15 protein-coding genes are annotated in these 14,100 nt (G+C 49.1%); all 15 read left to right on the forward strand.

What is annotated here, in order from left to right:
• Window positions 1–256: 256 nt before the first annotated feature.
• The 15 genes from nadB to greA all read left to right on the forward strand — a co-directional run bounded on the left by nadB (window position 257) and on the right by greA (window position 14,041).
• Window positions 257–1,870 (forward strand): L-aspartate oxidase, encoded by a 1,614-nt coding sequence (gene nadB / locus BAZ21_RS24830; protein ID WP_068505554.1) that lies wholly within the window; start codon window positions 257–259, stop codon window positions 1,868–1,870.
• Window positions 1,860–2,750 (forward strand): carboxylating nicotinate-nucleotide diphosphorylase, encoded by an 891-nt coding sequence (nadC, locus tag BAZ21_RS24835; protein WP_068505555.1) that lies wholly within the window; start codon window positions 1,860–1,862, stop codon window positions 2,748–2,750. The genes nadB and nadC overlap by 11 nt, the downstream gene beginning before the upstream one ends.
• A gap of 6 nt (window positions 2,751–2,756) precedes the next feature.
• The gene (locus tag BAZ21_RS24840) at window positions 2,757–3,524 is read left to right on the forward strand and encodes a type III pantothenate kinase (protein ID WP_068505556.1); all 768 of its coding nucleotides are present in this window, start codon (window positions 2,757–2,759) and stop codon (window positions 3,522–3,524) included.
• A gap of 217 nt (window positions 3,525–3,741) precedes the next feature.
• On the forward strand, window positions 3,742–4,626 hold the full coding sequence (gene hslO, locus BAZ21_RS24845; RefSeq protein ID WP_010349559.1) for an Hsp33 family molecular chaperone HslO: 885 nt from the start codon (window positions 3,742–3,744) through the stop codon (window positions 4,624–4,626).
• 20 nt (window positions 4,627–4,646) lie between these two features.
• Window positions 4,647–5,591 (forward strand): peptidylprolyl isomerase, encoded by a 945-nt coding sequence (locus BAZ21_RS24850; protein WP_068505557.1) that lies wholly within the window; start codon window positions 4,647–4,649, stop codon window positions 5,589–5,591.
• A gap of 240 nt (window positions 5,592–5,831) precedes the next feature.
• The gene (gene cysK / locus BAZ21_RS24855) at window positions 5,832–6,770 is read left to right on the forward strand and encodes a cysteine synthase A (protein ID WP_068505558.1); all 939 of its coding nucleotides are present in this window, start codon (window positions 5,832–5,834) and stop codon (window positions 6,768–6,770) included.
• Window positions 6,771–6,898: 128 nt separating this feature from the next.
• Complete coding sequence (locus BAZ21_RS24860) at window positions 6,899–8,518, forward strand: anthranilate synthase component I family protein (protein WP_068505559.1); 1,620 nt, start codon at window positions 6,899–6,901, stop codon at window positions 8,516–8,518.
• A 5-nt stretch (window positions 8,519–8,523) separates the two neighbouring features.
• Window positions 8,524–9,099, forward strand: a complete 576-nt coding sequence (gene pabA / locus BAZ21_RS24865) for an aminodeoxychorismate/anthranilate synthase component II (protein WP_007428048.1) — start codon at window positions 8,524–8,526, stop codon at window positions 9,097–9,099.
• Window positions 9,100–9,102: 3 nt separating this feature from the next.
• On the forward strand, window positions 9,103–9,999 hold the full coding sequence (locus BAZ21_RS24870) for an aminotransferase class IV (protein WP_068505560.1): 897 nt from the start codon (window positions 9,103–9,105) through the stop codon (window positions 9,997–9,999).
• Between the two features lie 32 nt (window positions 10,000–10,031).
• A complete protein-coding gene (folP, locus tag BAZ21_RS24875; protein ID WP_068505580.1) occupies window positions 10,032–10,847 on the forward strand; it encodes a dihydropteroate synthase in 816 nt (271 codons plus the stop codon).
• Between the two features lie 356 nt (window positions 10,848–11,203).
• The gene (gene folB, locus BAZ21_RS24880) at window positions 11,204–11,566 is read left to right on the forward strand and encodes a dihydroneopterin aldolase (protein ID WP_068505561.1); all 363 of its coding nucleotides are present in this window, start codon (window positions 11,204–11,206) and stop codon (window positions 11,564–11,566) included.
• An 8-nt stretch (window positions 11,567–11,574) separates the two neighbouring features.
• Window positions 11,575–12,132 (forward strand): 2-amino-4-hydroxy-6-hydroxymethyldihydropteridine diphosphokinase, encoded by a 558-nt coding sequence (gene folK / locus BAZ21_RS24885; protein WP_068505562.1) that lies wholly within the window; start codon window positions 11,575–11,577, stop codon window positions 12,130–12,132.
• Window positions 12,075–12,275, forward strand: a complete 201-nt coding sequence (locus BAZ21_RS24890) for a helix-turn-helix domain-containing protein (protein WP_256022492.1) — start codon at window positions 12,075–12,077, stop codon at window positions 12,273–12,275. The genes folK and BAZ21_RS24890 overlap by 58 nt, the downstream gene beginning before the upstream one ends.
• Window positions 12,276–12,321: 46 nt before the next feature.
• Window positions 12,322–13,350 (forward strand): tRNA dihydrouridine synthase DusB, encoded by a 1,029-nt coding sequence (dusB, locus tag BAZ21_RS24895; RefSeq protein WP_068505564.1) that lies wholly within the window; start codon window positions 12,322–12,324, stop codon window positions 13,348–13,350.
• Between the two features lie 214 nt (window positions 13,351–13,564).
• A complete protein-coding gene (greA, locus tag BAZ21_RS24900; protein ID WP_007428055.1) occupies window positions 13,565–14,041 on the forward strand; it encodes a transcription elongation factor GreA in 477 nt (158 codons plus the stop codon).
• The last annotated feature ends 59 nt before the right edge of the window (window positions 14,042–14,100 follow it).

The following is a 14,100-nucleotide window of genomic DNA, read 5'->3' on the forward strand; positions in this document are numbered from 1 at the left end:
CGTATATATAAGCTCCGGGGAACCAGTAACTTTTGGTTTTCCGGAGCTTTTTAAAATATGGCAGATGATTGCTGACGTGATTTGACAGACAGAGGAACGTTGTGTACATTTATTGTTAAATAAACGGCTGTCGTGTTCTTGGCATATACAAGCCAACAGCCGCTGCAATTGAATTTCTTTCCTTTAGAACTTATACCGTGAGCGCATACTGTACAATCTATGGTGTGCGCTATTCTCTGTGAAATCAGGTGAAGGCATGATTCCAAGATATCTAGTTGATTTTGATGTAGCGGAATTGACTAAATTGGAAGCCGACGTGTTAATTATCGGCTCGGGCATTGCAGGCTTATATACGGCGATTAAGGCCGCGGAGGATCGGAACGTGTTGCTGATCACCAAGAAGGCTTTGATGGAGAGCAACACACGTTATGCGCAAGGCGGCATCGCCGCTGTCACATCGGACGAGGATACACCTGCTTCTCATATGCAGGATACCTTGATTGCTGGTGCAGGCTTGTGTGAACCGGAGGCAGTCAGAGCACTTGTTCATGAAGGTCCAAACGGTATACAGGAGCTAATACGTTTGGGGACGGCCTTTGACCGGGAGAACGGCGAGCTTGCACTGACACAGGAAGGTGCACATAGTCATCGGCGCATCCTGCATGCGAACGGAGATGCTACCGGCTATGAAGTTGTTCGTGCGCTGTCAGAGCAAGTTGCTGCTCATCCCGCTATCAAAGTGTGGGAAGAGTGTATGGTCATCGACCTGTTGACTGATCATGGCGAATGCATTGGGGCTCTCGTCCAAAGGCCGGATGGCGAAAGGTTATATGTAACTGCCAACGCAACGATTTTATGCTCGGGCGGAAGCGGGCAATTATTCCGCTATACCACCAATCCGGATATCGCAACCGGTGATGGTATCGCTATGGCGTATCGTGCGGGAGCGGCTGTGCGGGATATGGAGTTCGTACAGTTTCATCCGACGGCGCTGTGCCGTCCGGGTGCTCCGAGGTTTCTGATTTCCGAAGCCGTACGGGGGGAAGGGGCCGTGCTGCGCAATATTCATGGAGAACGGTTCATGGAGCAGTATGATTCCCGGCAGGAGCTTGCACCTAGAGATATTGTAGCCCGTGCTATCGTTCATGAAATGGAACGTACCCAGGCTACATTTGTATACCTGGATATTACAGATGAGCCGCCTGAGCGGGTTAAGCAGCGTTTTCCTACGATTTATCGGACATGTCGGTCCTTTGGCCTGGATATGACCACAGACTGGATTCCAATTGCACCTGCCGCGCATTATATGATGGGTGGCGTTCAGACCAACTTGTATGGGGAAAGCTCTATTGCTCGTTTGTTCGCCTGCGGGGAGGTTTCTTCCACAGGTGTTCACGGAGCTAATCGTCTGGCGAGTAATTCGCTATCTGAAGCTATCGTATTCGCCAGCAGGATTATTGAGCGGCTGCATTCATTGCCGCCGCTGGCTGGTCATACGTTATTAGCTTACAGCGATAACCGTGCAGAGCTCCTGGCTTCATCTGTCGTGAAGGAGCGGCACAAGCTGCAAGAAACAATGGCTCGTTATGCTGGAGTTCGTCGGCATGGGGAAGGGCTGCAAGCAGCGTTAGATGAGCTGCACAGCCAAATGCCTATATTTAAGGCTGTGATCACCAGCCGGGAAGAGATCGAATTTGCCAATTTGCTCACCTGTGCTTTATTGGTTGCAGACGGTGCATTGCTACGGGAGGAGAGCCGGGGAGCGCATTATCGCGAGGATTTTCCTAAGACAAATGATAGCGTGTGGCATAAGCATGTTCAGCAGCGGCGTGAGCAAGGCATAACGGAGGAGTGTGTTCATGACATCTAACAGCGAGCATTATGGAGAGTTTAGCGGATATCAGGAAGAGCTGTTGGCACAGATTCGCAGCTGGCTGCGGGAGGATACCGGTTCTGGCGATGTAACCACGTGCTGGACGATTGAGCAGGGTCACCAGTCGAAGGCTGTGATTCATGCCAAGGAGCCTGGCATTGTTGCAGGTTTACCTGTGGCTGCGCTTGTATTTCAGATAGTCGACCCTTCCTTGTCATTCACTCCGCTGGTAACCGATGGACAGGCGATCGAAAAGGGGAGCATTCTGGCTGAAGTGAACGGAAGTACCCATTCGATTTTGACCGGAGAGCGACTGGCACTCAATTTGCTTCAACGGATGTCCGGTATTGCAACGCGGACTCAATCTTTTGTAGATCAATTGCACGGCCTGCCCACCCGTCTGGTGGATACGCGTAAAACAACACCGGGACATCGACTGCTGGAGAAATACGCTGTTCGTGTGGGCGGCGGCTCCAATCATCGCTTTGGTCTTTACGATGCTGTTATGATTAAGGATAATCATATTAAGGGCGCGGGCGGGATTGCACAGGCAGTGAGCCGAGCGCGTGCTCATATACCGCACACCATGACCATTGAAGTAGAGACGGAGAACATGAGGCAGGTTCAGGAAGCTCTGGATGCCGGTGCGGATATTATTATGCTGGATAACATGTCTGTTCAGGATATGAAGGAAGCAGTTCGTTTCATTCGTGAACGGGCTCCACATGTCAAAACGGAAGCCTCAGGCAATGTATCGCTGGATACAGTACGTGCGATGGCTGAGAGCGGCGTAGATGTGATTTCTGTAGGCAGGCTGACATACTCCTTCCATAACCTGGATATCAGCCTTGACCTTAACGCAAAGAAAGTTAGGTGACACCCTTTGATTCTTGTAGTGGATGTAGGTAATACCAATATTGTTCTGGGGATGTACGATGGGACCGAGCTGCTGCATCATTATCGGATCAGTACTTCCAGACAGGCAACCGCAGATGAATACGGCGTACTTATACATAATCTTTTTAGTATGGGTGGCGTATTAAAGGATGATATTCAAGGGGTTATTATTTCCTCTGTTGTTCCGCCGTTGGTTCGTGTATTGGAGGACATGTGCGATAAATACATAGGCAGAACGCCGTTAATCGTCGGACCGGGCATCAAAACCGGTCTTAACCTGCGTTATGAAAATCCGCGTGAAGTAGGGGCAGACCGGATTGTGAACGCAGTTGCTGCTGTCGAGCGGTTCGGCGGGCCATTGGTTGTGGTGGATTTTGGAACAGCAACGACGTTTGATTGTATTGATGATAAGGGAAACTACTTGGGCGGAGTGATTGTGCCTGGTATCGGAATTTCGACGGAGGCATTGTATCAACGAGCTTCCAAGCTGCCCCGTATCGAGCTGGAGAAACCCAAAAAAGTTATTGGTCGTAATACCGTTCATGCCATGCAGGCCGGGATTATTTTCGGCTACGCGGGGCAAGTGGATGGCATTGTGAGACGCATTAAGGAAGAAATGCAGGCAGAGCCTACGGTTATTGCTACCGGAGGTCTTGCTGAGCTCATCGCATCCGAGACACAGAGCATTCAGAAGGTGCTTCCGATGTTGACGCTCGAAGGCTTGCGCATTATTTACCAACGTAACGCTGAATAAAAAAGTGGATATAAGCTGCCGCTGAGGCCAGCCGATGATTTTATCGGTTTGGATTAGCGGCGTTTTTCGTCTATACTGAAATATGTTACGTTTTTGAACGATTCGCGTGATCTGTCAATGCAGGTTGTTTATATAGCAGGAAATCATGCTTTAATTAGCGCAAACACGAACAAAAATAAGCAGCGTAGCTGCCTTGGAGCATAGGGAGGATATCAATATGGAAAAGAAACAGGATCGGCTTATTCGCGGAACAGCCATGGATGGAAGGGTTAGAGCTTTTGCTGTTCGCACAACACAGTTGGTAGAGGAATTGCGGAGAAGACATGATACGTATCCTACCGCTACCGCTGCTTTGGGGCGTACACTCACAGCGGGTGCCATTATGGGTTCTATGCTAAAAGGCAACGAGCGACTGACCATCCAAGTTAAAGGTGACGGGCCGATTGGGCAAATCGTCGTGGATGCCAATGCTGCAGGTGAGGTACGCGGCTATGTTGCCGAACCGCATGTACATTTGCCAAGCAACAGCATGGGCAAGCTGGATGTAGCAGGTGCTGTAGGTACAGAAGGCTTTATTCATATTATTAAGGATCTGGGGTTAAAAGAACCTTATCGCGGTAGTACTCCGATTATTTCGGGTGAACTGGGTGAGGATTTTACCTATTATTTTGCCAAGTCGGAGCAGACACCGTCCGCAGTGGGTTTAGGCGTATTGGTGGATACCGATAACTCCGTTATTGTGGCAGGCGGATTCATTATTCAGTTGCTACCCGGCCTGAATGATGACGAGATCACAGCCATTGAAAATGCGGTTGGCTCACTTCCACCAGTTACAGCTCTGCTGGATCAAGGCCTGGAGCTTGATGAAATGCTGCGCTGGATGCTGCCGGACGTTCGGGTCCTCGACGAGACGGATATTCATTTTCAATGTGAATGCTCACGGGAGCGTGTGGAAAAGACATTGATCAGCTTGGGAGAAAGCGAGTTGACACAATTAATTGAGGAAGAGGGACAGGCCGAAGTTGTGTGCCACTTCTGTAATGAGGCTTATCAGTTTAATAAGGATGATTTGCAAAATCTGTTGAATCAGGCCAAAGCCTAACTGGATAGGCGGTGCGAGCGATGACTACACGGGAGAAAGGATTATGGGCAGCCGTCATTATCCTGACCGTTAGCGTCACCGCCTTGGGTGGTCTGATCATGCTTCGGGGGCTGGTAAAGCCGGGTGATATAAGCAAGGATGACGGCGATCATACTGTGGCGGAGATTGGTCAGGAAGGCATATCGGAGGAACAATGGGTTGCAGAGCTAAAGAAGCGATACGGAGCCAATACGCTGTTGCAAATGTTGAATCGTAAAGCCGTGCAAGCTGAAACCAAGCGTCTCGGTATTAAAGTCACCCAAGATGATCTACAGCAGGTGCTGGAGGAGGACAGTAGAGGGTATGCTTCAGCTCAAGCCTATTTTGAGGAAATGCAGCAGCAGCTTGGTCTAGGTCCGGTTGATTTGCGGAATGAAGCGGAATACCGGATTGGCTTGGAGAAAATAGCCACGCAGGGTATTCAAATTAAGGAAGCGGAAATTGACGAGTATTGGAAGCAGCATCCCGAGGAATTTGCTGCCGGTAAGCAGATCAAACTGGCAGCCCTTTATGTACCTACGGTCGAGGGAGCAGAGGCGTTGCTTGAACGGGTCAAACAGGGAGAAAGGTTTGATGCGCTGGTTCAAGAATTTTCAGGTCAGTCCTTTGGGAACAATACCAGTGGACAGCTGGGATGGGTGGATGAGCATGATCCTTTTCAACCGGAGGCGATTATGAAGGCGGCGAGGGAACTGAGCTCTGGGGATGTTGCTGGTCCCATCTCAGTTAACGATGGTTATGCCGTTATCTATGTACAGGATATCCGCCTGAAAGCTTCTCCAGACAAACAACAGATTCGACAGCAAATCCGTCGATCGCTTGCGCTTGCCCAAGCGGCTCCTTTGGAAGAGGTCGAGAAAAGCCTGCGTGATAAATATGGTGCGCGTATTTTATCCGAGAGGAATATGCCCTCCGCTTCTCTATGAGCATGGCAAAAAGCCTTGGGATTGAAGAAGCACGGTGCTGAAGACGAGGGGCGGCAGCATTGTGTTTTTAGCGCTTGTATTGACATTGGAATTGAAGATTGTTATGATTAGCGTATAAAACCAACTATTTTTATCGGAAATTAAATAAGCACCCTAAAAGCAAGAATGATCTACTAGGAATGGTTTACAATGTGATTTCGCAATTTTTAATATAACATCACAGTCAGGGAGGAACTTATTATGGCTAAAGTCGTTAATAGTATCACCGAACTTATTGGGGGCACTCCCCTTGTTCGCCTGAATCGGCTCGTACCGGAGGATAGTGCTGAAATTTATTTGAAGCTGGAATATCAGAACCCCGGCTCCAGTGTAAAAGACCGTATCGCGATTAGCATGGTAGAGGAAGCTGAACGTGAAGGGCTGCTTAAACCAGGCGGTACAATTATTGAAGCGACTAGCGGTAATACAGGAATCGGCTTGGCTATGGTTGCTGCTGCGAAGGGCTACAAGGCGGTAATCGTTATGCCGGAAACGATGAGTATAGAACGCCGTAACCTGCTGCGTGCTTACGGAGCTGATCTGGTGTTGACACCTGGATCGGAAGGTATGAACGGTTCCGTTAAGAAAATGGAAGAGCTGCTGAGTGAAAATCCGGATTATTTTGCTGCAGAGCAATTCAAAAATAAAGCTAACGTCAAAATTCACCGTGAAACAACGGGTCCTGAGATTGTGGAAGCGATTCGCTCCATCGGCGGAACGCTGGATGCTTTTGTAGCAGGCATAGGTACGGGAGGAACTATCTCTGGTGCCGGAGAAGTGCTTAAGAAAGAATTCCCGGAAATTAAAATTGTCGCTGTAGAGCCGGCTTCTTCTCCACTATTAGCTGGCGGCAAGCCAGGGCCTCACAAAATTCAGGGACTGGGCGCCAACTTTATTCCTGAGATTTTGAACCGTGACATCTACGATGAAATTATTCATGTAGAAAACGATGAAGCTTTCGAGGTAGCGCGTAAAGTAGCCAAGGAAGAAGGTATCTTGTCGGGTATTTCCTCCGGTGCGGCTGTTCACGCGGCTTTGAAGCTGGCTAAGCAATTGGGCAAGGGTAAACGAATTGTTGTCATTATTCCAAGTAATGGTGAACGTTACCTGAGTACACCACTATACAATTTTGAGCTGTAATTACGCCGTAATTGTGTATACTATATGTAAGGAATCCCTCATTTCCCTGTTGCCAGGGGGGTGGGGGTTTGTTTTTAAGGAGAGAATACAGACTTTTAGCAAAGGAATGGAAGGGGAAGCGCACACGGATGAAATCGACAGCTAGAGTGACGGCCGCGCAGTGGCAGGTTTGGCAGGAAGAAGGCTGGAGTATACTTCCTTATATTGCTGAGTATCAGTTGCCCGTGGGCGGTTTGCCGTTATCATGGCGCAAGGCATGGGAGGATTCATCGCCATATGCCTTCTTGCTGGAGAGCGGTAAGGGCGGGAGATATACCTATCTGGGCTTAAATCCGGTTGCCATATTGGAAGGTAAGGGAGAACATGCAGTTTGGACGGATCTACAAAATGGGGAGCATGGTGATATATATGGTCAACCTCTGACCGTTATGAACGACTGGATCGCCCCCTACCGCGCGCCTCATGTACCTGGCCTGCCTTTTTTCACTGGAGGAGTTGCGGGTTATCTGGGCTACGATGTAGCTCGCTCGCTGGAGCGCTTGCCTATTCAGGCTGCGGATGATACAGACATCCCCGATTATGTGTGGATGCGGGTGAATGAGCTATGGATTTATGATCATGAAAAATCGTGCATATATTGTGCTGTTCACTTGCCCACTCCTGTCCATACTGAAGCCGCTAGCAAGACCGATTTTGCTGGTCATGTTGCGCTGGCTGAGCAAAATAACATACTTTATGAGCATTATGCGGAAGCTGTTCGTCGAGCAGAACGGATGTTGACTCAGTGGGAGAAAATCATGGATGCCGGAGAGGCTGATCCAGCGTATTCTCGTCGTCGTACAAGGCTTGCCGAAGCGGAGCTATCAGCTGTTCATCATGAATCTGAAGGTTGGGAAGCCGCATTCAACCAAACCGATTTTGAACATGCTGTGAAACGTGTACAGGAGTATATCGCACAGGGTGACGTATTTCAGGTTAACCTGTCGATTCGCCAGCAACGTACGCTTGCAGCCCGCCCTGAAGATATATATGAATGGCTGCGTCTGTTGAATCCTTCCCCTTATATGGGGATGCTGTGTATGCCGGATTTACAGATCGTCAGTGGCTCGCCGGAGCTACTGGTGAAGCTGGAGAATGGACGTGTCAGCGCACGACCTATTGCAGGTACGAGAAGAAGGGGGCTGACACCGGATGAGGATGCCGCTATGGCTGCCGAACTTTTATCGAGCGAAAAAGAACGTGCAGAGCACATTATGCTCGTCGATCTGGAGCGTAACGACATCGGAAGGATTGCCGAATATGGCTCGGTACATGTACCTGAGCTACTGACTGTCGAATATTATTCGCATGTGATGCACCTGGTTTCTCAGGTTGAGGGAAAATTAGCCTCTGGTCGTACGGCCATAGACGTGATTGGCGCTACCTTCCCTGGCGGGACCATTACCGGAGCACCCAAGGTGCGCACGATGGAAATCATTGAAGAATTAGAGCCTGTCCGGCGAGGTCCTTATACAGGATCGCTTGGATGGATTGACTATAACGGCAATATGGAATTAAATATTATAATAAGAACACTAGCTGTCAAAGGCAGCACTGCCTATTTACAGACAGGTGCGGGTATCGTTATTGATTCAGACCCGTACAGGGAATATCGGGAATGTCGGAACAAGGCCAGAGCTGTCATGAAGGCGGTACAATGTGGTGAAGAAGAAGCTGCTTTGAACAAGAGCGGTATCCTAGGAGGGTGAGTCGTATGATTTTGGTGATTGATAATTATGATTCGTTTACGTACAATCTTGTTCAATATTTGGGTGAGCTTGGCGAAGAAGTAACCGTAAAGCGGAATGATGAGATTGATGTGAAAGGCATAGAAGAGCTGGCACCAGAGCATATTTTGATCTCGCCAGGTCCATGCACGCCGAACGAGGCGGGAATTTCGTTGGATGTCATCCGTCATTTTAAAGGTCGTATCCCGATTTTCGGCGTATGTCTCGGCCACCAGGCCATCGGACAGGCTTTTGGCGGTAAGGTGATCCGGGCTGAACGGCTCATGCACGGTAAAACATCACCGATTCTCCATCACAATAATTCAGTATTCGAAGGCTTGCCATCCCCGTTCACCGCGACCCGGTATCATTCGCTGCTGGTGGAGCGCGAGAGCCTGCCTGAATGTCTAGAGATTACCGCTGAAACCGCAGAAGGTGAAATTATGGGTTTGCGGCATAAGGAATTCGCCGTAGAAGGAGTTCAGTTCCATCCCGAATCCATTATTACCGACTACGGACATCAATTGTTGCGCAATTTTCTAAAACGTAAGGTAGGCGTCTGATTCATGAAATATATCGGAGTCAACGGCGTCCTCACGGAAGCCGCAAAGGCCGTGATTCACGTAAGTGATCACGGCTTTTTATACGGCATGGGCTTGTTTGAAACGTTTCGGACTTACAAGGGTGTTCCATTTTTACTGGATCGGCATCTGCATAGACTGGAGGAAGGCTGCCGCATGCTCGGCATTCCTTTTCAACCGGACGAGGAGCGGCTCACGAGACAAATCCAAGGTCTGATGGTGGCAAATGGACTGGACGAAGCCTATATCCGCTACACCGTATCAGCGGGTGAAGAGGTGCTTGGCTTGCCATCCGGTGACTACTCGCAGCCTAACCATATTTTGTTCGCCAAGCCGTTGCCTTCTGCAAACACACAGGCCGGGGGAGCGGCTTCCCCATCGGCGCTCCAGCTGCTGCGAACCCCGAGAAACACGCCAGAGGGTGAGATTCGTTTAAAATCACTCCATTATATGAACAATATTCTTGCAAAACGGGAGCTTCAGCAGTATACCGCTGCCGTCCAGTACAAGGCCGAAGGCATGATGCTTACGGCCAATGGTTTTCTGGCAGAGGGGATGGTCAGCAACCTGTTTTTTGTGCGACATGATACGTTGTATACGCCTGACCTGTCCACTGGAATTCTGCCAGGCATTACACGTGAGTTCATTTTGGAGCTGGCGCAAGCGCGAGACATTCCCTGTGAGCAGGGTTTGTATCGTTGGGACGAGTTGCAGCAGGCTGATGAGATTTTTATGACCAACTCCATACAGGAAATACGTCCTGTCCATCTGCTGCTGGAGCCGGACGGAGCTACACATCACATATCGGATTTCTTGGGTCAGACCGGGTCCATAACAGCCTTGCTGTTGCACGACTATAGACAGAAAGCAGGGATCAAGTGAATATACCAACTCTTTATCAACGCAGCTATCGCATGGGAGCTGCTGAGCTTACGCTCGGACATGCCACACAGATCATGGGTATACTGAATGTGACTCCGGATTCATTTTCCGATGGGGGAATGCATCATAGTCCGGAGCTGGCTGTTTCACATGCCTTGAAGCTGGTAGAGGATGGAGCCGATATGATTGACATTGGCGGAGAATCTACACGCCCGGGCCATGAACCGGTAGGTGTGGAAGAGGAGCTGGCCCGGGTTATTCCGGTCATCCAGGCGATCCATCGTATCGCACCGCACATTCCGTTATCTGTGGATACTTACAAAGCCGAGGTGGCCCGCCAGGCACTTGAAGCGGGGGCACATATCATTAATGATGTGTGGGGGTTTAAGGCAGACCCCGACATGGCGCGTGTCGCTGCTGAGTTCGATTGTCCAGTTATTTTGATGCATAATCGTCATGATCGCAACTATAGGGATCTGGTATCTGATATGCTGGCCGATTTAAAAGAAAGCATCCAATTGGCGCTCGATGCAGGTGTACGCGAGGAACAAATCATTTTGGACCCAGGCATTGGTTTTGCCAAGGATTATGATGAAAACATTCATGCCATGACTTCTCTTGATACATTGAGTCAGCTAGGCTTTCCGCTGTTATTGGCCACGTCGCGTAAAAGATTTATCCGTACAGCACTGGATTTGCCTGTGGATGATGTGGTGGAGGGTACAGCGGCTACGGTTGCCTTTGGCATTGCTCAGGGTTGCCAGATTGTGCGTGTACATGATGTGGCCCAAATCAAGCGCACGGTACGTATGTGTGATGCGATGGTGTACGGGTCTAAAATGCACTGAGTTATGGTGGGTAAAGCCCGCTTCATGAATGATTTGATCCTGCGATCGCTGTTGCAACGGGATTCTTTGAATTGGTAAAACATATGACTGTAAGAATCCCGTTGCAAAGGCGAACGCTCCGCTTCTTCGGATTCAAATCCTTCATTACGCTACTACCAGCATAAAGTCACTGCATTTTCAGAAAAAAAAATTATTATAAAAGTTAAACTCGAAAAATGCACATTAAAAAGGAGTAGGCGGAATGGTGTTGTACAAGCGATGGGAAGCACCATCCGACCGCGTAGTGGCACCGCGTGTACACCTTTGGTTGAGCTTATATAGAAAAATCTAATAAAAAACAGGGGGACTACCCGCGAATGGATAAAATGGTTTTGCATCGCATGGAGTATTACGGGTATCACGGCGTTTTTCCCGAGGAACGCAAGCTGGGACAGCGTTTCTACATCGATTTGGAATTGGAGCTTGATCTGCGTGAGGCGGGCGAGCAGGATGCATTGGATAAAACGGTAAATTACGCTGAGGTGCATTACACCGTTAAAGACATTGTAGAAAAGGAATCTTACCAATTGATTGAAGCTTTAGGCGAACGTATTGCATCTTCCCTACTGGACACTTATACTGGTGTAAATGCACTGACTGTCAAAGTCACAAAGCCGCATCCGCCGTTTGATATTCATTTTGAGGGCGTGACGGTTGAGCTTTATCGTGCAAGAAAGTAGGAACGTACATGAACGCACATTCGACCTCTGAGGCATCAGAGGCTTATATTGCTTTAGGGGCTAATTTGGGGGAGCGTGAGCATACCCTGTATGAAGCCATCACGGCGCTGGACGAACATCCGGGTATACGGGTGCTGCGTTGCTCCAGCCTGTACGAGACTGAACCTGTCGGGTATCTGGATCAGCCTTCTTTTTTGAATATGACGGCAGCCGTATCTACAACACTTGCTCCCGAGGAGCTTCTGGCTTTTATGCTGGAGGTGGAAAGTCGTCTGGGTAGAGTAAGGCATATTCCTAACGGTCCGCGTACGATTGATCTGGACTTGTTATGGATGGAAGCCGTGCAACTGGCCACACCGGATTTGGAGCTTCCTCATCCCCGCATGTTGGAGCGTGCTTTTGTGCTTGTGCCATTGGCTGACATCGTTCCGAACCAAGATCCATCCGGTCTGTACAGTATCGTGCATACTGCATTGAATTCATTGGATGGAAAGGATGGCATACAACTTTGGAAAACATGCAGCTGGCGCAACGGCTCCGCGCCTTCCGAAAGCTTAAAGGATTGACACAGCAGGAGTTGGCTAAACGAACCGGCATATCCTTGGCCGTATTGGGTGCTGTGGAGCGAGGCAATCGTTCGTTGGAGCCTGACATGTTGAGCATGATTGCCCAAGCGCTAGAAATTGAAGTCCGGGAACTGACGGAATGACGATAAGTGTACGATATATATAGAAGGCATAAAGGAGTGAACAGATATGTTGAAAATCGGCGGTATTGAAATGAAAAACCAAGTTGTACTGGCTCCGATGGCGGGGGTGTGCAACCCTGCCTTTCGCCTGATTGCCAAGGAATTCGGCACAGGTCTGGTATGTGCGGAAATGGTTAGTGATAAGGCGATTATTCACGGGAATAAACGTACGCGCGAGATGCTGTTTGTGGATGAGCGTGAGAAGCCGCTTAGCCTGCAAATTTTCGGGGGAGACCGTGAGTCCTTGGTGGAGGCGGCGAAGGTCGTAGATCAGGAGACGAACGCGGATATTATTGACATTAATATGGGCTGTCCCGTTCCCAAGGTGACCAAATGTGATGCAGGTGCTCGTTGGCTGCTCGATCCAAATAAGATTTATGAAATGGTATCTGCTGTAGTGGAGTCCGTAAGCAAACCGGTGACGGTGAAAATGCGTATCGGTTGGGATAGCGAGCATATTTATGCCGTAGAGAACGCCCGCGCTGTAGAACGGGCCGGAGGTCAGGCTGTCAGCGTGCACGGTCGTACACGGGAGCAGTTGTATACAGGGCATGCGAACTGGGATATCATAAGAGACGTTAAAGAAGCGGTTTCCATTCCTGTAATTGGCAATGGTGATGTAGCATCACCGGAAGATGCCCGCCGCATGCTGGATTTGACCAATTGTGATGGCGTGATGATCGGGCGCGGCGCTCTGGGTAACCCGTGGATGCTGTACCGTACGATTGAGTACTTGCAGACGGGTAAGCTTTTGCCTGATCCTTCACCGGAAGAAAAAATCCGCATAGCCATCCTGCATATGGATCGTCTGGTGACACTGAAAGGCGAAGCAGTGGCTGTAAGAGAAATGCGCAAGCATCTGGCTTGGTACCTTAAAGGACTTAAAGGCTCTGCGCGCATTAAAGACGTTATCATGGAAGAAACCAAGCGTGATGATATGGTGCGTATTTTGGAGCAGTTTGTATCTCAATTGCCCGCGGCAGATGTAGACGAGTTTTCCGCAAGCGCTGCTTCTCCTGCCGCTGTTGCGCAATAATGAAGTCGTTTCTCCCTTTGTGCGCGATTGACTTTTCCAATTGCTTGCCCTATAATCGTTCAGTATAAAATCTTGATGTATGCAACAAATTGGATGCAGCTCTTAAGACAACAGCAGGAAATGTTCTCATTCCCTCAGAGTGGCATATGATGTTTTGAAAGCGTGCATTCCGATGCACTTTTAAACTTTTCCCATGACAGGAGAATCGGTTAAGATGAGCGATAAAGAAGTCATTCTGACACAGGAAGGCCTTAGAAAGCTCGAGGATGAGCTTGAGAACTTAAAGTCCGTCAAACGCCGCGAAGTGGCGGAACGGATTAAGGTAGCCATCGGATACGGGGATATCAGTGAGAACTCCGAGTATGAGGATGCAAAGAACGAGCAGGCTTTTATTGAAGGCCGTATCATTACACTGGAAAAAATGCTACGCAATGCCCGCATTATCAATAGTGATGAAATTGACACCGATGTTGTGGGAGTCGGCGCAACCGTGACCGTTGAAGATTTGGAATTTGGAGATATAACAGAATATGCGATCGTTGGTTCCGCTGAATCGGATCCGCTTCAGAACAAAATTTCCAATGAAAGCCCGGTTGGCAAAGCAATCCTTGGTAAGAAAAAGGGAACTGTTGTGGATGTCACTGTCCCAGCAGGGGTTATTCAATATAAAATCGTGGATATCAAGAAATAAGAAACGGACCTTGGAATTAAATTAAAAGCTTCCATAAGGAAGCTTTTTTTCTCTACACC

This window comes from Paenibacillus kribbensis (assembly GCF_001705305.1).
GTDB classification, from domain to species: domain Bacteria; phylum Bacillota; class Bacilli; order Paenibacillales; family Paenibacillaceae; genus Paenibacillus; species Paenibacillus kribbensis_B.